Origin of the sequence: Rathayibacter sp. AY1A4 (assembly GCF_002930955.1) — a bacterium.
Taxonomy (GTDB): Bacteria; Actinomycetota; Actinomycetes; order Actinomycetales; family Microbacteriaceae; genus Rathayibacter.
In genome coordinates this window covers 23,466-46,576 of sequence record NZ_PSTN01000023.1, presented here as the reverse complement: position 1 = coordinate 46,576, position 23,111 = coordinate 23,466, and the positions used below count along the sequence as shown (strand labels likewise).

Genomic DNA, 23,111 nt, shown 5'->3' with positions numbered 1-23,111 from the left:
ATCACTTACCGCTCTTTCCGGCCTTGCGGCGAACGACCTCGCCGGCGTAGCGCACGCCCTTGCCCTTGTAGGGCTCGGGCTTGCGGATCTTACGAATGTTGGCGGCCACCTCACCGACGGCCTGCTTCGAGATGCCGTGCACGGTGAGCTTGTTGTTGCCCTCGACCGTGAACGAGATGCCCGCGGGCGGGGTGACGACGACCGGGTGCGAGAAGCCGAGCGCGAACTCGATGTCCGAGCCCTTCGCCAGCACGCGGTAACCGGTTCCGACGACCTCGAGGCCCTTGGAGTAGCCCTGCGTGACACCGATGATGTCGTTCGCGATGAGCGTGCGGGTGAGGCCGTGGAGCGAGCGCGACTCGCGCTCGTCATCGGGACGCGAGACCAGCACCTGGCCGTTCTCGACGGACACCTGGATGGGGCTGGCGACCGAGACGGTCAGCTCGCCCTTGGGGCCCTTGACGGTCACAGCGGATCCGGCGACGGAGACGTCGACGCCCGCCGGGATCTCGATGGGGAGTCTTCCAATACGCGACATGAGGGGTTACCACACGTAGGCGAGGACTTCCCCACCCACGCCCTTCTTCTCGGCCTGGCGGTCGGTCAGGAGACCGCTCGAGGTGGACAGGATGGCGACGCCGAGGCCGCCGAGCACGGTGGGGATCTCGGCCGACTTCGCGTACACGCGGAGTCCGGGCTTCGAGACCCGCTTGATGCCGGCGATCGAGCGCTCGCGGTTCGGGCCGTACTTGAGGGAGATGGAGAGCGTCGTGCCGACGCGCGCCTCCTCGACCTTCCAGTCGGCGATGTAGCCCTCGGTCTTGAGGATCTCGGCGATGTTCGCCTTGAGCTTCGAGCCCGGGAGGGTGATGGAGTCGTGGTGCGCGGAGTTCGCGTTACGGATTCTGGTCAGCAGATCTGCGACCGGATCAGTCATGGTCATGGCTGATGGTGCCTTTCTCGCCTGGTTTCGGCACCCTTTACAAGAGTGACGACCTGTGGTGTGGGACGGCGCCGACGACGTCGACGCCCATGCGGCCGCGCGAACGCAGGCCAACGAGCCATGCTACATGGCCGAGGTCCTGCGGTCGAGGGCCGATCGTGCACGGGATCCGGGGATCCCGCGTGGCGCCCGCCGCCCGCTCCGGACGGACCGGTCCGGCGGCGGACGCACGACGAGGCCGGAGGGCGGTTCTCACCGTCCCCCGGCCTCGAGGCTTGCTGCTTACGCGTTGTCCGACGACTTGAACGGGAAGCCGAGCTGCTTGAGCAGCGCGCGACCCTCGTCGTCGGTCTTGGCGGTGGTCACGACGGTCACGTCGAAGCCGCGGACGCGGTCGATGCGGTCCTGGTCGATCTCGTGGAAGATCGACTGCTCCGTGATGCCGAAGGTGTAGTTGCCGTTGCCGTCGAACTGGCGGTCCGACAGCCCGCGGAAGTCGCGGATGCGGGGCAGCGCCACCGAGAGCAGGCGGTCCAGGAACTCCCAGGCGCGGTCGCCCCGGAGGGTGACGTGAGCGCCGATGGCCTGACCCTCGCGCAGCTTGAACTGCGCGATGGACTTGCGGGCCTTGGTGACCTGCGGCTTCTGACCGGTGATGGCGGTGAGGTCCTTGACCGCGCCGTCGATGATCTTGCCGTCGCGGGCGGCCTCACCGACACCGGTGTTGACGACGACCTTGACCAGGCCGGGGACCTGGTGGACGTTGCCGAAGCCGAACTGCTCCTTGAGAGCGGGGATGATGTCGGCCTGGTACTTGGCCTTGAGCCGCGGCTGAACCTTCGCAGCCACTGCGGTGGTGTCAGTCATTACAGTTCCTCACCCGACGCCTTCGCGTAGCGCACGCGAACGGTCTTGGTCACGCCGTCCTTGGTGACGGCCACGTTGCGGTGGCCGACCCGGGTCGGCTTCTTGGTCTTCGGGTCGACGAGCGCGACGTTGGAGATGTGGATCGAGGCCTCGACGGTCTCGATGCCGCCCTCCTTCGAGCCGCGCTGCGTCTGGCCGACGCGGACGTGCTTCTTGACGAAGTTCACGCCCTCGACGACGACGCGGTTGCGCTCGACCAGCACCTCGAGGACCTTGCCCTGCTTGCCGCGGTCTCCGCCGCGGGCCTGGGTAGCGCCCGAGATGACCTGGACGAGGTCACCCTTCTTGATCTTGGCCATGACTAGATAACCTCCGGTGCCAGCGAGACGATCTTCATGAACTTCTTGTCGCGGAGCTCGCGACCGACCGGTCCGAAGATGCGGGTGCCACGGGGGTCCCCGTCGTTCTTGAGGATGACGGCGGCGTTCTCGTCGAACTTGATGTACGAGCCGTCGGCGCGACGGGTCTGCTTGATGGTGCGGACGATGACGGCCTTGACCACGTCGCCCTTCTTCACGTTGCCACCGGGGATCGCGTCCTTGACGGTGGCGACGATGATGTCACCGAGGCCCGCGTAGCGGCGGCCGGAGCCTCCGAGGACGCGGATGGTGAGGAGCATCTTGGCGCCGGTGTTGTCGGCGACCTTGACTCGGGATTCTTGCTGAAGCATGTGTCTCTCCTGCTAACTCAAGTAGGCCGCGGCCTACTTGGCCTTCTCGAGGATCTCGACCAGGCGCCAGCGCTTGGTGGCGCTGAGGGGACGGGTCTCGCTGATGACGACGGAGTCGCCGATGCCGGCGGAGTTCAGCTCGTCGTGGACCTTGACCTTGGACGTACGGCGGATGACCTTGCCGTACAGCGGGTGCTTCACCCGGTCCTCGACCTCGACGACGATGGTCTTGTCCATCTTGTCGCTGGTGACGTAGCCGCGACGGGTCTTGCGGTATCCGCGAGCGCCCGCCTCCTTCACGTCGTGGGCGGCCGACTCGTGGCCGGCGCTGTCATTGACGGTTGCCATTACTTGGCCTCCTCGTTCGACTCGGTCGCCTCGACCTCGGCCTTGGCGGCCTTCTTGGTCTTCGGCTTCTTCTCCGCCTTGGCCGGGGCCTCGACGGGTGCGGGGGTGGCGCGGATGCCCAGCTCGCGCTCACGGATGACCGTGTAGATGCGGGCGATGTCGCGCTTGACGGCACGCAGGCGGCCGTTGGTGTCCAGCTGACCGGTGGCCGACTGGAAGCGGAGGTTGAACAGCTCCTCCTTGGCCTTCTTCAGCTCGGTGACGAGACGCTCGTCCTCGTAGGTGTCGAGCTCGGCGGGGGCGAGCTCCTTGGATCCGATCGCCATTACGCGTCTCCCTCCTCGCGCTTGATGATGCGTGCCTTGAGGGGCAGCTTGTGGATGGCACGGGTCATGGCCTCGCGAGCGAGCTGCTCGTCGACGCCGGCGACCTCGAAGAGGACGCGACCCGGCTTGACGTTCGCGACCCACCACTCCGGCGAGCCCTTACCGGAACCCATGCGGGTCTCGGCGGGCTTCTTGGTGAGCGGACGGTCGGGGTAGATGTTGATCCACACCTTTCCGCCGCGCTTGATGTGACGCGTCATCGCGATACGAGCGGACTCGATCTGACGGTTGGTCACGTAGGCGGGGGTGAGGGCCTGGATGCCGAACTCACCGAACGACACCTTGGTGCCACCGGTGGCCTGGCCGGACCGGCCCGGGTGGTGCTGCTTGCGGTGCTTGACTCGACGCGGAATCAACATGGTTATGCCTCAACTCCTGCTGCGACGGGCGCCTCGCTCTGCTGGCGGGGTGCACGGCGCGGACGGTCGCTGCGCTCGGGGCGCGACGACTTGCTGTTCGCCTGCTCGCGGGCGAGCTCCTTGTTGGTGATGTCGCCCTTGTAGATCCAGACCTTCACGCCGATGCGGCCGAAGGTGGTCTTCGCCTCGTAGAAGCCGTAGTCGATGTTCGCGCGGAGGGTGTGCAGCGGCACGCGTCCCTCGCGGTAGAACTCCGAGCGGCTCATCTCGGCGCCGCCGAGGCGGCCGGAGACCTGGATGCGGACGCCCTTGGCGCCGGCGCGCTGGGCGCCCTGCAGGCCCTTGCGCATCGCGCGGCGGAAGGCCACGCGGGCGGAGAGCTGCTCGGCGATGCCCTGGGCGACCAGCTGAGCCTCGGCCTCGGGGTTCTTGACCTCGAGGATGTTCAGCTGGATCTGCTTGCCCGTGAGCTTCTCGAGGTCGGCGCGGATGCGCTCGGCCTCGGCGCCGCGGCGGCCGATCACGATGCCCGGGCGGGCGGTGTGGATGTCGACGCGGACGCGGTCACGGGTGCGCTCGATCTCGATGCGGGCGACGCCCGCACGGTCGAGCTGCGTGGCGAGGAGTCGGCGGATCTTGACGTCCTCGGCGAGGTAGTCGCTGTACCGCTGGCCCTTCTTGGTGCTGTCGGAGAACCAGCGCGACACGTGGTCGGTGGTGATTCCCAGACGGAAACCGTAGGGGTTTACTTTCTGACCCATTACTTGGTCCCCTCCTCAGGAGTGGCCAGCACGACGGTGATGTGGCTGGTGCGCTTGTTGATGCGGAAGGCACGACCCTGAGCACGGGGCTGGAATCGCTTGAGGGTGGTTCCCTCATCGACGAAGGCGCGGGACACGATCAGGTCCTGGTCGTCGAGGTACTCGTTCGAGGCATCGGCCTTGACGCGAGCGTTGGCCATCGCCGAGGCGACGAGCTTGTAGACGGGCTCGGACGCACCCTGCGGCGCGAACTTCAGGATGGCCAGTGCCTCCTGAGCCTGCTTCCCGCGGATCAGGTTCACGACACGGCGAGCCTTCTGGGGGGTGACGCGGATGTGTCGCACGCGTGCGATCGACTCCACCATTTCTCTCCTCCTTCTCGTCGCCGCGTCAGCGGCGACGGCCCTTCTTGTCGTCCTTCTCGTGACCGCGGAAGGTCCGAGTGGGGGCGAACTCGCCGAGCTTGTGGCCGACCATGGTCTCGGTCACGAACACGGGGATGTGCTTGCGACCGTCGTGGACCGCGATGGTGTGACCCAGCATCGCCGGGATGATCATCGAACGGCGCGACCAGGTCTTGATGACGTTCTTGTTGCCGGCTTCGTTGGCCGTGAACACCTTGCGGAGCAGGTGGTCGTCAACGAAGGGGCCCTTCTTGAGACTGCGAGGCATCTTCTACAACTCCTACTTGCGCTTCTTACCGGCGGTGCGGCGGCGAACGATGAGCTTGTCGCTCTCCTTGTTGGGGCGACGGGTGCGTCCCTCGGACTGACCCCACGGGCTGACCGGGTGGCGTCCACCGGAGGTCTTGCCCTCTCCACCACCGTGCGGGTGGTCGACCGGGTTCATCGCGACACCGCGGACAGTCGGGCGGACGCCCTTCCAGCGCATGCGGCCGGCCTTGCCCCAGTTGATGTTCGACTGCTCGGCGTTGCCGACCTCGCCGATCGTGGCGCGGCAGCGCGCGTCGACGTTGCGGATCTCGCCCGACGGCAGGCGGAGCTGCGCGTAGGGGCCGTCCTTGGCGACGAGGCGGACCGAGGTGCCGGCCGAGCGGGCGAGCTTGGCGCCGCCTCCCGGCTTGATCTCGATGGCGTGGATGACCGTACCGGTCGGAATGTTGCGCAGCGGCAGGTTGTTGCCGGGCTTGATGTCGGCGCCGGCGCCCGACTCCACGACGTCGCCCTGCGAGAGCTTGTTCGGGGCCAGGATGTAGCGCTTGGTGCCGTCCACGAAGTGGAGCAGCGCGATGCGCGCCGTGCGGTTGGGGTCGTACTCGATGTGAGCGACCTTGGCGTTGACGCCGTCCTTGTCGTTGCGACGGAAGTCGATCAGACGGTACTGGCGCTTGTGGCCACCGCCGATGTGACGCGTCGTGATGCGGCCGGAGTTGTTGCGGCCACCGGTCTTGGACAGCGGGCGCAGGAGCGACTTCTCGGGCGTCGAGCGGGTGATCTCGGCGAAGTCGGCAACGCTGGAGCCGCGGCGACCGGGGGTCGTGGGCTTGTACTTACGAATAGCCATTGTCTGTTTCCTCTACGCTTCTTCGGCTCAGCCGACGCTCGTGAAGATGTCGATGGAGCCGGACTTCAGCGTGACGATCGCGCGCTTGGTGTCCTTGCGCTTGCCGGTGCCGAACTTCGTGCGGCGGGTCTTGCCCTGGCGGTTCAGCGTGTTGATCGACGCGACCTCGACGCCGAAGATCTTCTCGATGGCGAGCTTGATCTCGGTCTTGTTCGAACGCGGGTCGACCACGAAGGTGTACTTGCCCTCGTCGATCAGGCCGTAGGACTTCTCCGAGACCACCGGGGAGATGATGACGTCGCGGGGGTCCTTGTTGAACGCGGCGGACTGGCTCATGCGTTCACCTCTTCCTTGTTGGACTCGACGCCCGACTTGGCCGCGATGAACGCGTCGAGCGCGCCCTTCGAGAACACGATGTCGTCGGAGACGAGCACGTCGTACGCGTTGAGCTGGTCGGCCGGCAGGATGTGCACGAACGGCACGTTGCGGAGCGAGAGCTCGGCGATGTAGTCGTCGCGCTCGAGCACCACGAGGACGTTGCGCGACACCGAGAGGGCGTCGAGCAGGACGAGGACGTCCTTGGTCCGGGGGGTGTCGCCGAGGGCGAGGGACTCGACCACGTGGATGCGGGCACCGCGGGCGCGGTCCGAGAGAGCACCGAGCAGAGCCGCGGCGATCATCTTCTTGGGGGTGCGCTGCGCGTAGCTGCGGGGGGTCGGTCCGTGGACCACGCCACCGCCGGTCATGTGCGGGGCGCGGATCGAGCCCTGACGAGCGCGACCGGTTCCCTTCTGCTTGAACGGCTTGCGACCGGCTCCGGAGACCTCACCGCGGTTCTTCGTCTTGTGGGTTCCCTGGCGCGCCGCGGCGAGCTGGGCCACGACGACCTGGTGGATGAGGGGGATGTTGGTCTGGACGTCGAAGAGCGCGGCGGGGAGCTCGACCGAGCCCGCCTTCTGGCCCTTGACGTCGATGATGTCGACAGAGGTAGCCATGGAACTACGCTCCCTTCACGGCGTTGCGAACGAACACGAGGCGACCGCGGGCACCGGGGACGGCGCCCTTGACGAGCAGCAGGCCCTTCTCGGCGTCGACGGAGTGCACCTTGAGGTTGAGCACGGTGACGCGCTCGCCACCCATGCGACCGGCCATGCGCATGCCCTTGAAGACACGGCTGGGGGTCGAGGAGGCGCCGATGGAGCCGGGCTTGCGGTGGTTGCGGTGCGAACCGTGCGAAGCCGAGACGCCCTTGAAGTTGTGGCGCTTCATGACACCGGCGAAGCCCTTGCCCTTGCTGGTGCCGACGACGTCGACCTTGGTGCCGGCCTCGAAGACGGCGTCCACGGTCAGCTCCTGGCCGGCCGAGTAGTCGGCGGCGTCGGAGGTGCGGACCTCGGTGAGGTGGCGGCGGGGGGTGACGCCCGCGGCGTCGAAGTGACCGGCGGCGGGCTTGTTCACCTTGCGCGGGTCGATCGCACCGGCGGCGAGCTGGACGGCGGTGTAGCCGTCCTTCTCCTCCGTGCGGACCTGGGTCACGACGTTGGGGCTGATCTCGATGACGGTGACCGGCACGAGCTTGTTGTTCTCGTCCCAGACCTGGGTCATTCCGAGCTTGGTGCCGAGGAGGCCCTTGCTGGTCTTCAGCGTGGGGGAAACAGTGACAGACATGGTGGCACTCCTCCTTAGAGCTTGATCTCGATGTTGACGTCGGCCGGCAGGTCGAGGCGCATGAGCGAGTCGACGGCCTTGGGCGTCGGGTCGATGATGTCGATGAGGCGCTTGTGGGTGCGCATCTCGAAGTGCTCGCGGCTGTCCTTGTACTTGTGGGGAGAACGGATCACGCAGACCACGTTCTTCTCGGTCGGCAGCGGCACGGGGCCGACCACCGTTGCACCGGCACGGGTGACCGTGTCGACGATCTTGCGCGCCGACGTGTCGATGACCTCGTGGTCGTACGACTTCAGTCGGATGCGGATCTTCTGTCCCGCCATGTGTGATCTCTCACTCTCTTGTTATTGCGTCGTACGCGACTCCCCCGGCCGGAGCCGGACTCGTCTCGCATTGGACGCGCTCGCGAAGGAACTCCGGTGACCCGGAAAAGTGCAACCAGTGTTCTTCTGTCAAAAGCACCGCACCCCTGGGGCGCTCCGATCGGCGTACAGAACGCACGACGCACGGAGAACCCGTTGAGATGTCGGTTGTTGTCGTTCTGCTACCCGCCGCCTCGACGTCGCATCCGCGTGGCCGCCCTCTCGGGTCGAGCCTCCGCGATGCCGTCTCGGCACTGCCTGGCAGTGTCCCCCTCCGAGCAGCACGCCGCCCGAGAGGAAATTTTGAACTAGAAGAGTCTCCCACAGATGCCCCACCCCTGCAACCCGGGCGTGTCGCGCCGGAGGGCTCCTCCGCGAGCACGTCGTGACGGCCCTGGGGAGCCGGTCGTTCCGAGCAGCAGCGCGGGTCGGAGCGCCTCCCCCGCTACTCGAAGAGCAGTGCCCGGACGGCGGTCTCGGCCGACGCGGGGCGCGACGCGTCGATGGTCTCGCCGGCGCGGAAGTGGTCCAGCAGCCGCGGGTCGACGTAGCTGGCGCGGGCGACCGTCGGCGTGTTCCCGAGCACGTCCGAGGCGTCGCGCATCGCCTGGGCGATCGCGGAGTTCCGAGCGCGCTGCGTGGCCTGCGGGCCCGACTTCGCCAGGCTCAGCGCGGCCGCGACCGTGCCGTGCAGAGTGCGGAAGTCCTTCGCCGTGAAGTCGTCGCCGGCGCGCTCGCGCACGTAGTCGTTGATCTCGGGCGCCGAGATCGGCCGCCACTCCCGCCCGTCCTTCCAGGCGAGCAGGCGGGCGTTCGGCCCGCGACGCTTGAGAGCACGGACGACGCGCGAGAGGTCGTGGTCGAGGATCTCGCTCGTCCACGCCTGATGGCTCTTCCCGGGGAAGGCGAGGGCGACCCGGTCCCCGTGGGTCGTGGCGTGCGCGCACAGGAGCGTCGAGAGGCCGATGCTGCCGTGCTCCTTCGCGTACCTCTCGCTGCCGACGCGGAGCGATCCGGTGTCGAGCATCCGGAAGGCGGTGGCCAGCGCGCGCTCGCGGCTTGGGCCGTCCGAGCGGAGGGCGATGGTCACGGCCCGGCGCGCCCCGGGCAGGGCCTCCGCGAGCCGCAGCGCCCGGTCGAACTTGATCCGGTCCTTCTGCTCGCGCCAGGTCGGATGGTAGATGTACTGGCGGCGGCCGGCGGAGTCGACGCCGGTGGCCTGGATGTGCCCGTTGGGATACGGGGCGATCCAGACGTCCGTCCAGGCCGGCGGGATGCCGAGACGGTCGAAGCGCGCGCGCAGCTCCTTGTCGGCGACGGTCGCGCCCTTCGGGTCGCGGTAGCTGAAGCCGGAGCCCGCGCGCACCCGGGTGTAGCCGCGCCCGCTCGAATCGGTCCTGCGGAGTCGTTGCGCGCGAGTGTCAGCCATCGATCCGACGATAGGACGGCGGATCCGAGGCCCGCACCCGCTTGACGGCGGGGAGGAGCAGTCGGACGGCAGCCGCTACTCGTTGCCGATCCGCTTGTCGGCCTGGCGCTTCAGGTCCTCGATGCGGTCGTCGTACTTGCCGTTGGTGAGGCGGCTGGCGATCTCGCCCGCCTTCTCGAGGGTCTGGTCGGAGACCTGCTCGGCCTTCTCGCTCCGCAACGCGTCCTGGGCCTTCCGGCTGTTGAGCAGTTCGCCGGCCTGGCGTCCGAGCTTCCCGAGATCCACGATGATGCCTCCTTGTAAACGCGCACAGGGCGGCGCGTGCCTCAGTGTGGCGCTCCCGGCTGGGGGAACGGTGCGGGCGCGCCGGTCAGCCGGCCAGTGCGATCACCTGCTCCGCTGCGTCTGCCAGGGCGCGGCCGTAGGAGGGACCGTGACCGGCGGCGTGGACGGCGAGCGGGTGCAGCTGGTGGAGTGGCACCCGCTCCTCGTAGCCGGCCCCCAGCGGATGCTGCTCGCGGTAGCCCTCGAGGACGGCGTCGAGGTGCGGAGCACCGAAGAGGGCCAGCATCGCCAGATCGGTCTCGCGGTGTCCCCCGTGAGCGGCGGGGTCGATCAGGACGGCGCCGTCCGCCGACCAGAGCACGTTGCCGGTCCAGAGGTCCCCGTGGATCCTGGCGGGCCCCGCACCGTCGTCGAAGGCTCCGGTCGCCACCCGGTCCAGAGCCTGCTCGACGAGCCGCGACTCGGCTGCCGTGAGGTTGCCCGCCTCCACGGCGGGGCCGAGGAACGGCCGCACCCGCTGCTCCGCGTAGAAGCGCCCCCACGAGTCGTCCGGGCGGCACGGCATCCCGCGGCGGCCGATGTAGGCGGGGCCGGTCCATCCCGGGGGCGGCGCTCCGAAGGCCGCGGCTCCGGCGTCGTGCGTCCGGGCGAGCGCGGCGCCGAAGGCCCGAGCCGACTCGGCGGAGGGTCGCGCGGAGCGGATCTCCTCCAGCTCGATGCGCCCGGGCGACACCCTCTCCACCCCGACACAGCGCGCACCGCCGTCCGCCGCGCGCAGCCAGTCCAGGCCGGCCGCCTCCCACTCGAAGAACTGCGGGAGGGCACGGGGGTCGCTCTTCACGAAGGGCATGCGGCCACGCTAGCCGGGCGTCCCCGGGAACGACGAGAGGGGCCGCCCGCCGAAGCGGACGACCCCTCTCGAGAGATCGGTAGGACGGACCTACTTGATGATCTTGGTGACCGTACCGGCACCCACGGTGCGTCCACCCTCACGGATGGCGAAGCCGAGGCCCTCCTCCATGGCGATCGGCTGGATCAGCGCGACCGTCATGTCGGTGGTGTCGCCGGGCATGACCATCTCGGTGCCCTCGGGCAGCGTGATGACGCCGGTGACGTCGGTGGTGCGGAAGTAGAACTGCGGACGGTAGTTCGCGTAGAACGGGTTGTGACGCCCACCCTCATCCTTGGACAGGATGTACGCGGTGCCCTCGAAGTCCGTGTGCGGCGTGACCGAACCCGGCTTGACGACGACCTGGCCGCGCTCGACGTCCTCGCGCTTGGTGCCGCGGAGGAGCAGACCGCAGTTCTCGCCGGCCCAGGCCTCGTCGAGCTGCTTGTGGAACATCTCGATTCCGGTGACCGTGGTCTTCTGCGTCGGGCGGATGCCGACGATCTCGACCTCGGAGTTCAGAGCGAGGGTTCCACGCTCCGCACGGCCGGTGACGACGGTTCCACGACCGGTGATCGTGAAGACGTCCTCGATCGGCATGAGGAACGGCTTGTCCTTGTCGCGCACCGGGTCCGGGATGGACTCGTCGACCGCGTCCATCAGGTCGAGGATCGACTGGGTCCAGGTGTCGTCGCCCTCGAGGGCCTTGAGGCCGGAGACGCGCACGACGGGGGCGTCGTCGCCGGGGAAGCCCTGCGACGAGAGGAGCTCGCGGACCTCGAGCTCGACGAGCTCCAGGATCTCCTCGTCGTCCACCATGTCGGCCTTGTTCAGCGCGACGAGGAGGTAGGGGACGCCGACCTGCTTGGCGAGGAGGACGTGCTCACGGGTCTGAGCCATCGGGCCGTCGGTGGCGGCGACCACGAGGATCGCGCCGTCCATCTGGGCCGCGCCGGTGATCATGTTCTTGATGTAGTCGGCGTGACCCGGGGCGTCGACGTGCGCGTAGTGGCGCTTCGGCGTCTCGTACTCGACGTGCGAGATGTTGATCGTGATGCCGCGCTGGCGCTCCTCGGGAGCGGAGTCGATCGACGCGAAGTCACGCTGGACGTTGGTCGCGGACGGGAACTTGTCCGCCAGAACCTTCGAGATCGCCGCGGTGAGCGTGGTCTTTCCGTGGTCGACGTGACCGATGGTTCCGATGTTGACGTGCGGCTTGGTCCGCTCGAACTTGGCCTTAGCCACTGTGGGTCCTCCTCAGGACTTAGGTGCAAGCATCCGCATCCGGGCGGCCGCACGGGGCGGCACGAGGACAGGAGGACTTGCGGGGGTTTTGTGTACGTATGTTACCGGCAGTGGTCGTGCGGCCGTCCCGCTGCGACAGGGGGCGCGCTGCACTCGGCAGCAAACCCGCACGACACTACCAGGCCGCCGCCGTTCCGGGGAACGGCGACGGCCCAGGGGCGGAGCTACTCGCCCTTGTTCTTCTGGACGATCTCCTCGGCCACGGCCTTGGGGACCTCGGCGTAGGTCTCGAACGTCATCGAGTAGACGGCGCGGCCCGAGGTCTTCGAGCGCAGGTCTCCGATGTAGCCGAACATCTCGGACAGCGGGACGTTGGCCCGGATGACCTTGATGCCGGTGGCGTCCTCCATCGACTGGATCATCCCGCGACGCGAGTTGATGTCGCCGATGACGTCGCCCATGTACTCCTCGGGAGTACGGACCTCGACGGCCATGAGCGGCTCGAGGAGGACCGGCTGCGCCTTGCGCGAGGCCTCCTTGAACGCGATCGAGCCGGCGATCTTGAACGCCATCTCGGAGGAGTCGACGTCGTGCGCCGCTCCGTCGACCAGGGTCGCCTTCACGCCGACCATGGGGTAGCCGGCGAGCACGCCGACCTGCATGGCGTCGCGGATGCCCGCGTCGACGGAGGGGATGTACTCGCGCGGGACGCGGCCACCGGTGACGCCGTTGACGAACTCGTAGGTCTTGTCGGCCTCGACCTCCATCGGCTCGATGGTGATCTGGACCTTCGCGAACTGGCCGGAGCCACCCGTCTGCTTCTTGTGGGTGTAGTCGTACTTCTCGACCGTGCGGCGGATCGTCTCGCGGTACGCGACCTGGGGCTTGCCCACGTTGGCCTCGACGTTGAACTCGCGCTTCATGCGGTCGACCAGGATGTCGAGGTGCAGCTCGCCCATTCCCTTGATGACCGTCTGACCGGTCTCCTGGTTCTGCTCGGTGCGGAAGGTGGGGTCCTCCTCCGCGAGCTTCTGGATCGCGGTGCCGAGCTTCTCCTGGTCCGCCTTCGTCTTGGGCTCGATGGCGACCTCGATGACGGGCTCCGGGAAGGTCATCGACTCGAGCACGACCTGCGCGGCCGGGTCGCTCAGGGTGTCACCGGTGGTGGTGTCCTTGAGGCCGATGACGGCGTAGATGTGGCCGGCGGTGACCGAGTCGACCGGGTTCTCCTTGTTGGAGTGCATCTGGAAGATCTTGCCGATGCGCTCCTTCTTGCCCTTGGTCGAGTTGATGACCTGGGCGCCGGAGTCGAGCTTGCCCGAGTAGACGCGGACGTAGGTCAGGCGGCCGAAGAACGGGTGCACGGCGACCTTGAACGCGAGCGCCGAGAAGGGCTCGGTCGAGTCCGCGTGGCGCATGATGACCTTCTCCTCGTCGCGGACGTCGTGCGCCTCGATGGCGGGGACGTCGAGCGGGGAGGGGAGGTAGTCCACGACAGCGTCGAGCATCGGCTGGACGCCGCGGTTCTTGAACGCCGAGCCGCAGAGCACCGGGTAGATCTCGGAGTTGACGGTCATCTTGCGGATGGCGCCCTTGATCTCCGCGACGGTGAGCTCCTCGCCGCCGAAGTACTTCTCGAGCAGCTCGTCGGAGGTCTCCGCGACGGTCTCGAGGAGCTTCTCGCGGTACTCCGCCGCCTTGTCGGCGAGGTCGGCCGGGATCTCCTCGATCTCGTACTTCGCGCCGAGCGCGACGTCGCCCTTCGAGTCGCCGCGCCAGGTGAGCGCGCGCATCTCGACCAGGTCGACGACGCCCTCGAAGGAGGACTCCGCGCCGATGGGCAGCTGGATGACCAGCGGCTTCGCGCCGAGGCGCTTGATGATCGTGTCGACCGTGTAGTAGAAGTCGGCGCCGAGCTTGTCCATCTTGTTGACGAAGCAGATGCGCGGGACGTCGTACTTGTCGGCCTGACGCCAGACGGTCTCGGACTGGGGCTCGACGCCCTCCTTGCCGTCGAAGACGGCGACGGCGCCGTCGAGGACGCGGAGCGAGCGCTCGACCTCGACCGTGAAGTCGACGTGACCGGGGGTGTCGATGATGTTGATCTGGTTCTTGTTCCAGAAGCAGGTCGTCGCGGCGGACGTGATCGTGATGCCGCGCTCCTGCTCCTGCGCCATCCAGTCCATCGTCGCGGCGCCGTCGTGGACCTCGCCGATCTTGTGCGTGATACCCGTGTAGAACAGGATGCGCTCGGTGGTGGTGGTCTTGCCGGCATCGATGTGGGCCATGATGCCGATGTTGCGGACCTTGTTCAGGTCGGTGAGCACATCTTGTGCCACGGAGTTCCTCCGATAGGTGATGGAGCCAGCGCACCGGGTTCATGGCCGAATGGCTGGGATTCTGGTGGTGGCGGTCGCCCGGTCGCGGGGATCGGGCGATCCGCCGCCGGGACCGGGCCCGCAGCGGTGACGCCGCGGGCCCGGTGGTCGCGGTCGCCCGGAGGCGGCCGCGGGGTGCGCTACCAGCGGTAGTGCGCGAAGGCCTTGTTCGACTCGGCCATCTTGTGGGTGTCCTCGCGACGCTTGACAGCGGCGCCCAGACCGTTCGACGCGTCGAGGATCTCGTTCATGAGACGCTCGGTCATCGTCTTCTCGCGACGGGCCTTCGCGTAGCTGGTGAGCCAGCGGAGCGCGAGGGTGTTGGCGCGGTGGGGCTTGACCTCGACCGGGACCTGGTAGGTCGAGCCGCCGACGCGGCGGCTGCGGACCTCGAGGGTCGGGCGGACGTTGTCGAGCGCCTTCTTGAGGGTGACGACCGCGTCCTGGCCGTTCTTGCCGGCGACGCCCTCGAGGGCACCGTAGACGATGCGCTCGGCGAGGCCCTTCTTGCCGTCCAGGAGGATCTTGTTGACGAGCTGGCTGACGATGGGGGCGCCGTAGACGGGGTCTGCGACGACGGGGCGCTTGGGAGCGGGGCCCTTACGAGGCATTACTTCTTCTCCATCTTCGCGCCGTACCGGCTGCGAGCCTGCTTGCGGTTCTTGACGGCCTGGGTGTCCAGGGCGCCGCGAACGATCTTGTAGCGGACACCGGGGAGGTCCTTGACGCGACCGCCGCGCACGAGCACCATCGAGTGCTCCTGCAGGTTGTGGCCCTCGCCGGGGATGTAGGCGGTGACCTCGGTGCCGTTGGAGAGCTTCACGCGGGCCACCTTGCGGAGGGCCGAGTTCGGCTTCTTGGGCGTGGTCGTGTAGACGCGCGTGCAGACGCCGCGCTGCTGGGGGTTGGCCTTCAGGGCGGGCGCCTTGGTCTTGGTGACCTTCGGCGTGCGTCCCTTGCGGACCAACTGCTGAATCGTTGGCACTGGTTTTGCTCCTTGAATGCTGCACGGTGACAGCGGATCGATGGTCGACATTCGGCCCTCCCGTCTCCGGGAACGGCCGAGTTCATCTGGACCCGACGCACCCCGCGGCCCCGCGAGCGGGACCGGGAGGGTGAGGGGTATGCCGTGGGGGCCGCCCGATCGGACGAACCCGCGGATCCTCGCGGACCCGGTGGAGCGAAGTGCGGCGACCGCATCGACCCGGAGGCACGACACGAGCGCACGGCAAAGCGCACACCCGAAGAATATTACGGGGAGTGACGGGGCCGGTCAACCGAGCGGCGTTCGCCCTGGGAGATGCCGCAGCGCCGCGACGAGCCGCGCCGGGACTCCGCCCTCACTCCCGCTCGTCGCCCTCCCAGCCCCAGTGAGGGCTGCGGCCGCCGGCGTCGCGACGGGCCAGGAGCAGGAGGAACACGAGCTGGACGGCCGCCGCGAGCACGCCGGTCGCGATCGCGAAGACAGTGGGGGCGTGGTCGAGGATCCAGCCGAGGATCTCCCCCGGCTCCTGGCGGCCGAGCCCGTAGAGCGCTCCGCCGGTGAGGAGGAAGAGCAGGTAGACGACGACCCCGGTCAGAAGCGACGGGCCGAGGACGCGGTTAACGGCGGGACGGGCGGCGAGGGTCACCATCGCGACCAGCACGGCGACGACGCAGACCGCCACCGACACCGGCCCCAGCAGCGGACCGGCGTCGCGCTCGGGCACGACGTCCTGGTCCAGCAGGAGGCTGAGGACCCCGAACGCGCAGACGACCAGGGCGAGGTAGAGGAACGCGGCGAAGCCGGCCAGCGCGAGGCCGTAGCCCAGGCCGGCTCCGCGGCCCTGCCCCTGCCCCTCCGGAGTCACGACTGCGCGGCCGCTTCGCGCTCGGCGTTGCGGCGCTTGACGCCCCGGGCACGGCCCGCGATCGCGGCGCCGCCCCAGACGCTCGCCTCCCGGCCGAGGACGCCGGCGGCGAGGACCGCCGCGAGGACGGCGGGATCGCGGACGTAGTCGAGCGCGAGGGAGCGGTCGATCGGCAGGGCGAGCGGTCCGACGGCGCTCCAGCCGCCGACCAGCGCGGCCGCGGCCGTGAGGAGGGCGACGAGGAAGCCGCCGAGGACGTAGGCCCACCAGCCCGCGCGGTTCACGACCAGCACGATCAGCGCCAGGCCGACCAGGAACGCGGCCACCGGGGCGAGGAAGAGCGCGGTCGGTGCCGCGTCCAGCGCGAGGGCGACCGGGTCGCCGCCGACGCGGTCGCCGAGGAGGCGGATCGCCGTCAGGGCGACGAGGTACAGGACGGCGAAGACCGCGGTCGTCAGGAGGGCGAGCGCGAGGCCCGCGAGACGGTTGCCGGAGCGCCGGACCGGCTCGGGCTCGGCCTCGACCGGCCCGAGGGCGCTGGGGGCGGACGCCGCGACGGCCGGGGCGACGGGCTCGACGGTCGGCTGCCGGCCCGTCACGGGTTCGGGCCAGACGTACTCCCGGGTCGGCTGGGGTCCGGTTCCGCCGGACGTCTCGGTCGCGGAGGGGATCCGCGTGGTCTCGGCGTCGCTGCTCCAGGTCACCCGGACAGCATAGGCACGCCTTCCGCCGCGCCCGGTGCGCCGCGCGGCTCCCCGTCGACGGGGGACAGCGCCGACCGTCTACTCGAGCGGGTGGAGGAGGCGGTGCAGGAACTGCCGGGTGCGCGCCTCGCGCGGCTCCCGGAGGATCTGCGCAGGGGCGCCCCGCTCGACGACCACGCCGTCGGCCATGAAGACGACCTCCGAGGCCACCTGCCGGGCGAACTCGAGCTCGTGCGTCACGACGAGCATGGTCCAGCCCTCCCCCGCCAGCTCCCGCATCAGCGAGAGCACGTCGCCGACCAGCTCCGGGTCCAGCGCCGAGGTGGGCTCGTCGAAGAGGAGCAGATCGGGCCGCAGCGCGAGCGCCCGGACGATGCCCACGCGCTGCTGCTGACCGCCGGAGAGCTCAAAGGGGTAGGCGCTCCCCCGGCCGCCGAGGCCGACGCGCTCGAGCAGGCGCTCCGCCTCCGGGACCACCTCGGACGCGGAACGGCGCTGCACTCGCAGCGGCCCCTCCGTCACGTTCTGGAGGACGGTCAGGTGCGGGAAGAGGTTGAAGTGCTGGAAGACCATCGCGGAGTGGTCGCGCAGCCCGGTCAGCGCCTTCCGTCCGACGCCGCGGTCGAAGTCGAGGACGCTGCCGTCGGCGAGCTCGACCACCCCGCCGTCCGGCACCTCGAGGCTGTTCAGCGAGCGCAGGACGGTGGTCTTGCCCGAGCCGGACGGCCCGATCAGGGCGACGACCTCGCCGCGGTGGACCTCCAGGTCGATGCCGCGCAGCACCTCCACCCCGCCGAACGACTTGCGGAGGCCGCGGGCCTTGAGCACGGGCCGGGCGTCGGTCGGAGTGTCAGCGGGCGACATAGCGGTCCAATCGCTTCTCGAGCAGGCCCTGGCCGCTGGAGAGCACCAGGCAGATGAGCCAGTAGATCAGAGCGGCCTCGAGGTAGAGGAGCATGAACTCGCTCGACGCGGTGGCGATCTTCTGCGCCTGCCGGAAGAGCTCGGTCACCAGGATGAGGGAGGCCAGCGAGGTGTCCTTCACCAGCGAGATGAAGGTGTTCGACAGCGGCGGGACGGAGACGCGCGCGGCCTGCGGGAGGATGATGCGCCGCAGCGAGAGCGAGCGGCTCATGCCGATCGTGTGCGCCGCCTCCCACTGCCCCTTCGGGACGCTGAGGATCGCCGCGCGGATCACCTCCGCCGCGTAGCCGCCCACGTTGAGGGCGAACGCGATGGTGGCGCTGGGCCAGGGGTCGATCTTCAGTCCGAGGCTCGGCAGCCCGTAGAAGATCACGAACAGCTGCACCAGGAGCGGCGTGCCCCGGATGACGGAGATGTAGGCACGCGCGATCCAGGAGAGGATCCGCACCCGGGAGAGCCGCATCAGGGCGACCGCCAGCGCGAGCACGAGCCCGATGGCGAAGCTCGCCAGCGCGAGCGGGATCGTCCCGACGATGCCCCCGGAGAGGATCGGCCAGAACGACCGGAGGACGAGGTCCATTGTGTTCTCCCGCCTTCGCGGGAGGATCCGCGGTCGGCTCGATCGGGTGGTGGCGTCGGGGGCGGATCGTGTCCGCCTCCTGGGGAATGCTGGCACGCTTCGCGCCGGGGCGGGCGCCCTTGCAGGCGGACCCGCGGCCTGAGCCGCTCCGCCGCTCCCCCGCGACGGGACCGCTCACGCACGAGACGGCCCCTCCCGGAAGGGGAGGAGCCGTCTCGGGGTGGGGCTACTGGGAGACGTCGGCTCCGAAGTAGCGCTCGGAGATGGAGGCGAGGGTGCCGTCCTCGCGCAGCTCGTCGAGGGCGGAGTCGACGGCCTCGACGAGGTCGTCCGAGCCCTTCGGGAAGGTGAAGGCGCTCTCGGAGGTGTCGTCGGTGGTGACGGCGACCTTGAGGCCCGCGGCCTGGTCGGGGTAGGTCGTGGACCAGTCGAGCCAGGTGAGGCGGTCGTTCACGGTCGCGTCGACGCGGCCCTGCTCGACGAGGGCGATGGCCTGCGCCCAGCCCTCGACGCCCTCGACCTCGGCGCCGTTCTCCTGCGCGACGGTGTACCAGTTGCTCGAGAGCGACTGCGCGGTGGTCTTGCCGGAGAGGCCGGCGAGGTCGGTGATCGAGGTGTCGCTCGAGGGGACGATCACGACGCCGGGGCTGACCGAGTACGGCTCCGAGAAGTCGTACTTCGCCTCGCGCTCGTCGTTGATCGAGACCTGGTTCGCGATCACGTCGAAGCGCGCTCCGTCCAGGCCCGCGAACATCGCGTCCCACTGCGTCTCCTGGAAGTCGGGTTCGACGCCCAGCTTCTCGGCCACGGCGGTGATCACGTCGACGTCGTAGCCGGTGAGAGCTCCCGTCCCGCCGTCGGCGTGGAAGGAGAAGGGCGGGTAGGTGCCCTCGGTGCCGATGGTGAGCTTCCCCGACTCCTCGACCTCGGCCAGGGTCAGGCCGGAGCTCGCGGAGGCGGTGCCCTCGCCGCTCGAGCCGTAGACCACGTCGTCGGTCGAGGCGGGCGCGCAGCCGGCGAGGACCAGGGCGGCGGCGGCGGCGGTCGTGCCGAGCAGGACGCGCAGAGAGGTGCGGGCGGAGAGGGTCACGGTGTTGTCCTTCGGTGCATCACGGAGTCGTGGCGGTCCCGCTGCGCCGGATGCGGCGCGGGGATCGACGAGGGGACGGGTCGTCCCGGGGCGGACCGCTGCTCGGCGGAACCGCCCGGAGTGACGATAACCAGTGGAGGGGGCGGCCCTATTCCCGGATGTCGCCGTGTGACGCCGGGAGTCCGGCCAGGAAGTGCTCGGCACCGGCGACCTCGTCGCTCGTGAGGCCCGTCGCCGACTCCGGACGCACCAGGTGGAAGGGGGTGCTCTGCTCGCGGGCCCAGTCGTACGCGTCCTCGTGGAGGTTGTCGTCGATCCACACCACGGCGTCGATCGCGCCGCGCTCGGCGGCCGCCTCCAGCCACACCGCGACGGGCTGGAGCTTGCCCGTCCGGCCCGGGAACCGCGGGTCGCGCGGGAGGCCGCCGTCGAAGGCGATCGCTTCCGTGCCCGCCGGCAGCCCGAGGTCCTGGGCGAGGACCCGCGTCAAGCGCGGCGGCCAGGTCGTGGCCCACACGATCGTGCCGACCGCGGCCAGGCGGGAGACGAGCGCCGCCCGCTCCGGCTCGAGCTCCAGGCGGTGCGAGCCCGAGGCGCGATCGCTGCGGACGGAGGGGTTCAGGACGCCGTCGACGTCGAGCAGGATCAGGGCGGCCATGCCTGTCACCGTAGCGGCGGCGGGGCGGATCGCGCGAGGAGCGCTAGCGTGACGGGATGCCTCCGTCCCTCCTGCTGCCGGGAGGCCGCACAGCCGTGCTGGGGCCGGATCCCGTGCGACCGGAGGCGCTGCTGCTCACGGTCGACGGCGCGGAGCAGTCGCTGATCGATCCGGGCGATCCCCGGGCTCTGCACCTCGAGTACCTCGCGCGCCTCGGCGCGGTGGTCGACGCCGCCGCCCCGCCCGGCGAGCCGCTGCGCGTGCTGCACCTCGGAGCCGGAGCCCTGGCCCTGGCCCGGTACGTCGCCGCGACCCGGCCGGGCTCCGAGCAGCTCGCGGTGGAGAGCGCGGCGGGACTCGTGGAGTTCGTGCTCGAGCACGCGCCGCTCCCCCGCGGCGCGCGCGTCCGGCTCCTCACGGCCGACGCCGCAGGGCCCCTGCCGCCCTGGAGCGCCGACCTCGTCGTGCTCGACGTCTACGACGGGGACGAGATCCCGGAGGCGTTCTACCGCCCGTCCGTCCTCGCTCCGCTCGCCGCCCGGGTCGGCGCCGACGGGCTCCTCGCGGTCAACGTCGCCGACGACGCCGACCACCGGAGGCTGGACCGCCTGCGCGGGGTCGTCCGGGAGCTGCTCCCGGTCACCGCAGCGGTCGGATCGACGGCCTTCGTCGAGGGGCGCACCGGCGGGAACGCGATCCTGCTCGCCTCAGGCTCGGCGCTCGCCGACCACGTCGCCGGCCGCCTGCTGCGCGCCGGCCCGCACCCGGTCTCCGCCGCGGCGGATGGCGACGTCGTGGTCGCCGAGGTGGCGGTAGAAGTCGACCCGTGAGTCGAGAGTGACGCCGGTCTCGAGGTACTTGGCGCGGATCCGCTTGATGTAGGTGCGGACGGTGTGCTCGGCGACGCTGAGGTCGACCGCGACGGTGCGGACCGCGGCACCCGCTCCGTAGGCGCGCATCACACGGCTCTCCTGCGGGCTCAGCACCGGGCGGCGCTCCTCGCGCCCGTGCACGAGCCGGTGGCGGGCGGTGTCCGAGATCCAGGTGCGGCCGGAGGCGACCGAGACGACCGCCGCCGCGAGCTCGCTGGGGTCGTCGCCCTTCCAGACGTACGCCGCCCTCTCCCGTCGCAGCACGGCCCGCACCGGCTCCAGGGAGTCGGAGGAGGAGAGCACGACGAGGCCGACGGTCCGGGCCGCCGCACGCTCGAGGGTGTCGGCCACCTCCTCGCCGGGCACGCCGTCCAGGTCGAGGACCGCGATGCGGTCGACGCCCTCCTCGTCGTGCGAGAACTGCGGCAGCAGCTGCGCGAGCAGCGCCTGCAGCGCGGCGCGCTCGATCGCTGGTCCGTCGACAACGGCCAGCGTGAACCGATCGAATCCGGTCACGGGGGTCCCCTAGCAGGGGCAGGTTCGGGTCCGCCCCGGCTGCACCGTAGCGGTCCGCGACGTCGTCGTGCACGTGATGGGACATTTCGTCTCAGTGGGAGGACGCCCCCAGAGCGCTCCGGATCGGCTCACGGAGCGCGTGGAGGACCACCCGCGGCACCGTCTCCGGCTAGTGTCCCTCTCCATGGACGACAGCGCAGAGGGCTCCCGGCGGGCCCGGAGGATCCCCGCGGAGCAGGTCCGCAGCCGCATGATCGCCACGGCGCGCGACGTCGTCTCCGACCACGGCCTCACGGTGAGCTTCGCGCACCTGCCCATGGAGGAGTACATCCGCCTGGCCGGCGTGCCGCGCAGCTCCGTCTACCGGATCTGGAGCACGCGCGAGGAGTTCGTGGCCGACCTCGTCGGCGAGGTCTTCGTGCGGGACCGGTACGCGGAGGGCGCCGATCCCGAGGCCCAGCAGGAGATGCGCGAGGTCTACGAGCGCTCCACCGATCTGCTCTCCACGGCCGCCGGCCGCCGCCGGGTCGCCTGGGAGACCATCCGCATCGGCGCGCGGGCCAATGCCGAGTCGCTCCGCCGCTCCGCCGACTGGTCCTCGTACAACGCGCTGCTCGCCTGCACCTTCTCGATGGAGGAGGGGCCTGCACGCGACGCCGTGCGCGCCACGGCGAAGCGGATCGAGGGCATGCTCACTCGCCGGATGCGCGACTTCTACGAGGAGACCCTGCAGGTCTTCGGCGGGACGATGCGCCCGGGATTCACGACGCTCCAGCTCGCCCACCTCACCGCGATCGTGATCGACGGGCTCGCGCACCGCGGCCGTCTCCTCGACGACGACCTCGACGCTCCGGTGACCGCCCCCGGCCTCGACGGCGAGCCGGTCGAGTGGACCCTGGCGGCCTGGACGATCCGCTCGATCGTCGACGGGATGCTGGAGCCGGTCGTGGAGGACTGAGCGGACCCCGCGACCCGGATCACTCGTCCGGTTCGGTGAACCCGTCGATCAGCAGCAGCACCGACACCACCGCGAGCGACGGTCCGTCGGGATCGGCCGGGTCGAGCGGGCCGGTCACCAGCTCCGGTGCCGCGATCCGCGCGATGCACAGCCCCTCGATCAGGGCCGAGACGGCGGAGGCGAGAGCGGAGGCGCCGCGGTCCGGGCGCAGCCGGAGCCCCGCCTCGGCGAGGGTGTGCTCGTAGTACTTCGCCATGTTGTCGATGAAGTGCAGCTGGCGGGACCGCAGAGCGGATCCGATGGCGGTCCGTGCCGGCTCTTCGTGCGATCCCACCGCGCCGGCGAGAGCGATGAAGTTGCGCCAGTGCTGCGACGAGAAGACGTTGTCGACGTTCGCGTCGACGGCGACCCGGACGGAGGCGGTCAGGGCCTCGCGGCGCTGCGCCGGGGTCGGCTCGGGGTCGAGGCTGCGGTGGAGGTGGGAGTTCCCGGCCCGCAGGGACGGCTGGTCGAGGCGGGTGGCGAGGACCCTCTCCGGGATCGCGGCGATCAGCTCGTCGTAGAACGACTGGCGGGTGGGCCAGATCCGGTACACGGTGCTGCGCGGAACACCCGCCGAGCGGATGACGTCCTCGAGGGGCAGGTGGGCGACTCCGACGCGCAGGCCCTCGGCGCGGACGACTGCGAGAGCGGCGTCCAGCAGGCGGGTGCGGACCTGCTCGCGGGTCAGGCGGGGAGGACGCGCCGACTCCTCCGCATCGAGGGGGTCGTCGCTCATCAGGCCT

The 23,111-nt window shown here is 69.8% G+C and carries 32 protein-coding genes; 1 reads left to right on the top strand and 31 read right to left on the bottom strand.

Features of this window, described 5'->3' with window-relative positions; translation table 11 throughout:
- Window position 1: 1 nt before the first annotated feature.
- The 30 genes from rplF to C5B92_RS13170 form a co-directional block, all read right to left on the bottom strand.
- Window positions 2–538: a 50S ribosomal protein L6 gene (gene rplF / locus C5B92_RS13315; RefSeq protein ID WP_104224560.1), complete on the bottom strand. Its 537-nt coding sequence runs from the start codon at window positions 536–538 to the stop codon at window positions 2–4.
- 6 nt (window positions 539–544) lie between these two features.
- Entirely contained in the window at window positions 545–943 is a 399-nt protein-coding gene (gene rpsH, locus C5B92_RS13310; protein WP_068209423.1) for a 30S ribosomal protein S8, read from the bottom strand.
- A 282-nt stretch (window positions 944–1,225) separates the two neighbouring features.
- On the bottom strand, window positions 1,226–1,810 hold the full coding sequence (rplE, locus tag C5B92_RS13305; RefSeq protein ID WP_068209425.1) for a 50S ribosomal protein L5: 585 nt from the start codon (window positions 1,808–1,810) through the stop codon (window positions 1,226–1,228).
- Complete coding sequence (gene rplX / locus C5B92_RS13300; protein WP_104224561.1) at window positions 1,810–2,169, bottom strand: 50S ribosomal protein L24; 360 nt, start codon at window positions 2,167–2,169, stop codon at window positions 1,810–1,812. Before rplX ends, rplE begins: the two co-directional genes overlap by 1 nt.
- 2 nt (window positions 2,170–2,171) lie before the next feature.
- The gene (gene rplN / locus C5B92_RS13295; protein WP_104224562.1) at window positions 2,172–2,540 is read right to left on the bottom strand and encodes a 50S ribosomal protein L14; all 369 of its coding nucleotides are present in this window, start codon (window positions 2,538–2,540) and stop codon (window positions 2,172–2,174) included.
- A gap of 33 nt (window positions 2,541–2,573) precedes the next feature.
- Window positions 2,574–2,888 carry a 30S ribosomal protein S17 gene (gene rpsQ, locus C5B92_RS13290; RefSeq protein ID WP_104224563.1) on the bottom strand — a complete coding sequence of 105 codons (315 nt, stop codon included), beginning with the start codon at window positions 2,886–2,888 and terminating at the stop codon, window positions 2,574–2,576.
- The gene (rpmC, locus tag C5B92_RS13285) at window positions 2,888–3,214 is read right to left on the bottom strand and encodes a 50S ribosomal protein L29 (protein WP_104224564.1); all 327 of its coding nucleotides are present in this window, start codon (window positions 3,212–3,214) and stop codon (window positions 2,888–2,890) included. Before rpmC ends, rpsQ begins: the two co-directional genes overlap by 1 nt.
- Entirely contained in the window at window positions 3,214–3,633 is a 420-nt protein-coding gene (rplP, locus tag C5B92_RS13280) for a 50S ribosomal protein L16 (RefSeq protein ID WP_068209436.1), read from the bottom strand. The genes rpmC and rplP overlap by 1 nt, the downstream gene beginning before the upstream one ends.
- Before the next feature lie 2 nt (window positions 3,634–3,635).
- Window positions 3,636–4,394, bottom strand: a complete 759-nt coding sequence (rpsC, locus tag C5B92_RS13275; RefSeq protein ID WP_068209439.1) for a 30S ribosomal protein S3 — start codon at window positions 4,392–4,394, stop codon at window positions 3,636–3,638.
- Complete coding sequence (rplV, locus tag C5B92_RS13270) at window positions 4,394–4,759, bottom strand: 50S ribosomal protein L22 (protein WP_077221988.1); 366 nt, start codon at window positions 4,757–4,759, stop codon at window positions 4,394–4,396. The genes rpsC and rplV overlap by 1 nt, the downstream gene beginning before the upstream one ends.
- 25 nt (window positions 4,760–4,784) lie before the next feature.
- Window positions 4,785–5,066, bottom strand: a complete 282-nt coding sequence (gene rpsS / locus C5B92_RS13265) for a 30S ribosomal protein S19 (RefSeq protein ID WP_055787078.1) — start codon at window positions 5,064–5,066, stop codon at window positions 4,785–4,787.
- Window positions 5,067–5,078: 12 nt separating this feature from the next.
- A complete protein-coding gene (gene rplB, locus C5B92_RS13260) occupies window positions 5,079–5,918 on the bottom strand; it encodes a 50S ribosomal protein L2 (protein ID WP_068251462.1) in 840 nt (279 codons plus the stop codon).
- 27 nt (window positions 5,919–5,945) lie between these two features.
- Entirely contained in the window at window positions 5,946–6,254 is a 309-nt protein-coding gene (gene rplW, locus C5B92_RS13255; RefSeq protein WP_068209445.1) for a 50S ribosomal protein L23, read from the bottom strand.
- Window positions 6,251–6,913: a 50S ribosomal protein L4 gene (gene rplD / locus C5B92_RS13250; protein WP_104224565.1), complete on the bottom strand. Its 663-nt coding sequence runs from the start codon at window positions 6,911–6,913 to the stop codon at window positions 6,251–6,253. The genes rplW and rplD overlap by 4 nt, the downstream gene beginning before the upstream one ends.
- A gap of 4 nt (window positions 6,914–6,917) precedes the next feature.
- On the bottom strand, window positions 6,918–7,586 hold the full coding sequence (rplC, locus tag C5B92_RS13245) for a 50S ribosomal protein L3 (protein ID WP_104224566.1): 669 nt from the start codon (window positions 7,584–7,586) through the stop codon (window positions 6,918–6,920).
- 14 nt (window positions 7,587–7,600) lie between these two features.
- Window positions 7,601–7,909, bottom strand: coding sequence for a 30S ribosomal protein S10 (gene rpsJ / locus C5B92_RS13240; RefSeq protein ID WP_005050520.1), 309 nt, complete (start codon window positions 7,907–7,909; stop codon window positions 7,601–7,603).
- A gap of 484 nt (window positions 7,910–8,393) precedes the next feature.
- A complete protein-coding gene (locus C5B92_RS13235) occupies window positions 8,394–9,377 on the bottom strand; it encodes a DNA topoisomerase IB (protein ID WP_104247600.1) in 984 nt (327 codons plus the stop codon).
- Window positions 9,378–9,452: 75 nt separating this feature from the next.
- Entirely contained in the window at window positions 9,453–9,662 is a 210-nt protein-coding gene (locus C5B92_RS13230; protein ID WP_159939075.1) for an antitoxin, read from the bottom strand.
- 85 nt (window positions 9,663–9,747) lie between these two features.
- On the bottom strand, window positions 9,748–10,512 hold the full coding sequence (locus C5B92_RS13225) for a fructosamine kinase family protein (RefSeq protein WP_104255703.1): 765 nt from the start codon (window positions 10,510–10,512) through the stop codon (window positions 9,748–9,750).
- A gap of 90 nt (window positions 10,513–10,602) precedes the next feature.
- Window positions 10,603–11,796, bottom strand: coding sequence for an elongation factor Tu (gene tuf / locus C5B92_RS13220; RefSeq protein WP_104224570.1), 1,194 nt, complete (start codon window positions 11,794–11,796; stop codon window positions 10,603–10,605).
- Window positions 11,797–12,020: 224 nt separating this feature from the next.
- Window positions 12,021–14,135 carry an elongation factor G gene (fusA, locus tag C5B92_RS13215; protein ID WP_104224571.1) on the bottom strand — a complete coding sequence of 705 codons (2,115 nt, stop codon included), beginning with the start codon at window positions 14,133–14,135 and terminating at the stop codon, window positions 12,021–12,023.
- 179 nt (window positions 14,136–14,314) lie between these two features.
- Window positions 14,315–14,785 (bottom strand): 30S ribosomal protein S7, encoded by a 471-nt coding sequence (rpsG, locus tag C5B92_RS13210; protein WP_068251443.1) that lies wholly within the window; start codon window positions 14,783–14,785, stop codon window positions 14,315–14,317.
- Window positions 14,785–15,159 carry a 30S ribosomal protein S12 gene (gene rpsL, locus C5B92_RS13205; RefSeq protein WP_011186743.1) on the bottom strand — a complete coding sequence of 125 codons (375 nt, stop codon included), beginning with the start codon at window positions 15,157–15,159 and terminating at the stop codon, window positions 14,785–14,787. Before rpsL ends, rpsG begins: the two co-directional genes overlap by 1 nt.
- 355 nt (window positions 15,160–15,514) lie before the next feature.
- Entirely contained in the window at window positions 15,515–16,024 is a 510-nt protein-coding gene (locus C5B92_RS13200) for a DUF6121 family protein (RefSeq protein WP_104350480.1), read from the bottom strand.
- A complete protein-coding gene (locus C5B92_RS16960) occupies window positions 16,021–16,728 on the bottom strand; it encodes a hypothetical protein (RefSeq protein ID WP_146079319.1) in 708 nt (235 codons plus the stop codon). Before C5B92_RS16960 ends, C5B92_RS13200 begins: the two co-directional genes overlap by 4 nt.
- Before the next feature lie 78 nt (window positions 16,729–16,806).
- On the bottom strand, window positions 16,807–17,592 hold the full coding sequence (locus C5B92_RS13190; RefSeq protein ID WP_104255701.1) for an amino acid ABC transporter ATP-binding protein: 786 nt from the start codon (window positions 17,590–17,592) through the stop codon (window positions 16,807–16,809).
- The gene (locus tag C5B92_RS13185; protein ID WP_104224574.1) at window positions 17,579–18,232 is read right to left on the bottom strand and encodes an amino acid ABC transporter permease; all 654 of its coding nucleotides are present in this window, start codon (window positions 18,230–18,232) and stop codon (window positions 17,579–17,581) included. The genes C5B92_RS13190 and C5B92_RS13185 overlap by 14 nt, the downstream gene beginning before the upstream one ends.
- A 226-nt stretch (window positions 18,233–18,458) precedes the next feature.
- Entirely contained in the window at window positions 18,459–19,322 is an 864-nt protein-coding gene (locus C5B92_RS13180; RefSeq protein ID WP_374952934.1) for an amino acid ABC transporter substrate-binding protein, read from the bottom strand.
- A gap of 148 nt (window positions 19,323–19,470) precedes the next feature.
- Window positions 19,471–19,980 (bottom strand): HAD domain-containing protein, encoded by a 510-nt coding sequence (locus tag C5B92_RS13175; protein ID WP_104255700.1) that lies wholly within the window; start codon window positions 19,978–19,980, stop codon window positions 19,471–19,473.
- Between the two features lie 707 nt (window positions 19,981–20,687).
- A complete protein-coding gene (locus C5B92_RS13170) occupies window positions 20,688–21,368 on the bottom strand; it encodes a LuxR C-terminal-related transcriptional regulator (protein WP_104255699.1) in 681 nt (226 codons plus the stop codon).
- A 184-nt stretch (window positions 21,369–21,552) separates the two neighbouring features.
- Here C5B92_RS13170 and C5B92_RS13165 point away from each other — a divergent pair, with 184 nt between their 5' ends.
- Window positions 21,553–22,326 carry a TetR/AcrR family transcriptional regulator gene (locus C5B92_RS13165; RefSeq protein ID WP_146079318.1) on the top strand — a complete coding sequence of 258 codons (774 nt, stop codon included), beginning with the start codon at window positions 21,553–21,555 and terminating at the stop codon, window positions 22,324–22,326.
- A gap of 19 nt (window positions 22,327–22,345) precedes the next feature.
- Here the strand turns inward: C5B92_RS13165 and C5B92_RS13160 are convergent, their stop codons facing one another.
- Window positions 22,346–23,104: a TetR/AcrR family transcriptional regulator gene (locus C5B92_RS13160; RefSeq protein WP_146083162.1), complete on the bottom strand. Its 759-nt coding sequence runs from the start codon at window positions 23,102–23,104 to the stop codon at window positions 22,346–22,348.
- Window positions 23,105–23,111: the final 7 nt, after the last annotated feature.

Bases quoted from the DNA above. Each gene is read 5' to 3' on its own strand.
- C5B92_RS13165 (WP_146079318.1), top strand. From the start codon at position 21,553: ATGGACGACAGCGCAGAGGGCTCCCGGCGGGCCCGGAGGATCCCCGCG.
- rpsS (WP_055787078.1), bottom strand. From the start codon at position 5,066: ATGCCTCGCAGTCTCAAGAAGGGCCCCTTCGTTGACGACCACCTGCTC.
- rplB (WP_068251462.1), bottom strand. From the start codon at position 5,918: ATGGCTATTCGTAAGTACAAGCCCACGACCCCCGGTCGCCGCGGCTCC.
- C5B92_RS13225 (WP_104255703.1), bottom strand. From the start codon at position 10,512: ATGCCCTTCGTGAAGAGCGACCCCCGTGCCCTCCCGCAGTTCTTCGAG.
- rplX (WP_104224561.1), bottom strand. From the start codon at position 2,169: ATGGCCAAGATCAAGAAGGGTGACCTCGTCCAGGTCATCTCGGGCGCT.
- rpmC (WP_104224564.1), bottom strand. From the start codon at position 3,214: ATGGCGATCGGATCCAAGGAGCTCGCCCCCGCCGAGCTCGACACCTAC.
- C5B92_RS13185 (WP_104224574.1), bottom strand. From the start codon at position 18,232: ATGGACCTCGTCCTCCGGTCGTTCTGGCCGATCCTCTCCGGGGGCATC.
- C5B92_RS13160 (WP_146083162.1), bottom strand. From the start codon at position 23,104: ATGAGCGACGACCCCCTCGATGCGGAGGAGTCGGCGCGTCCTCCCCGC.
- C5B92_RS13190 (WP_104255701.1), bottom strand. From the start codon at position 17,592: ATGTCGCCCGCTGACACTCCGACCGACGCCCGGCCCGTGCTCAAGGCC.
- C5B92_RS13175 (WP_104255700.1), bottom strand. From the start codon at position 19,980: ATGGCCGCCCTGATCCTGCTCGACGTCGACGGCGTCCTGAACCCCTCC.
- rpsQ (WP_104224563.1), bottom strand. From the start codon at position 2,888: ATGGCAACCGTCAATGACAGCGCCGGCCACGAGTCGGCCGCCCACGAC.
- rpsG (WP_068251443.1), bottom strand. From the start codon at position 14,785: ATGCCTCGTAAGGGCCCCGCTCCCAAGCGCCCCGTCGTCGCAGACCCC.
- rpsJ (WP_005050520.1), bottom strand. From the start codon at position 7,909: ATGGCGGGACAGAAGATCCGCATCCGACTGAAGTCGTACGACCACGAG.
- rplE (WP_068209425.1), bottom strand. From the start codon at position 1,810: ATGACTGACACCACCGCAGTGGCTGCGAAGGTTCAGCCGCGGCTCAAG.
- rplN (WP_104224562.1), bottom strand. From the start codon at position 2,540: ATGCTTCAGCAAGAATCCCGAGTCAAGGTCGCCGACAACACCGGCGCC.
- rpsC (WP_068209439.1), bottom strand. From the start codon at position 4,394: ATGGGTCAGAAAGTAAACCCCTACGGTTTCCGTCTGGGAATCACCACC.
- rplC (WP_104224566.1), bottom strand. From the start codon at position 7,586: ATGTCTGTCACTGTTTCCCCCACGCTGAAGACCAGCAAGGGCCTCCTC.
- rplP (WP_068209436.1), bottom strand. From the start codon at position 3,633: ATGTTGATTCCGCGTCGAGTCAAGCACCGCAAGCAGCACCACCCGGGC.
- rplV (WP_077221988.1), bottom strand. From the start codon at position 4,759: ATGGTGGAGTCGATCGCACGCGTGCGACACATCCGCGTCACCCCCCAG.
- rplD (WP_104224565.1), bottom strand. From the start codon at position 6,913: ATGGCTACCTCTGTCGACATCATCGACGTCAAGGGCCAGAAGGCGGGC.
- rplF (WP_104224560.1), bottom strand. From the start codon at position 538: ATGTCGCGTATTGGAAGACTCCCCATCGAGATCCCGGCGGGCGTCGAC.
- C5B92_RS13235 (WP_104247600.1), bottom strand. From the start codon at position 9,377: ATGGCTGACACTCGCGCGCAACGACTCCGCAGGACCGATTCGAGCGGG.
- rpsH (WP_068209423.1), bottom strand. From the start codon at position 943: ATGACCATGACTGATCCGGTCGCAGATCTGCTGACCAGAATCCGTAAC.
- rplW (WP_068209445.1), bottom strand. From the start codon at position 6,254: ATGAGCCAGTCCGCCGCGTTCAACAAGGACCCCCGCGACGTCATCATC.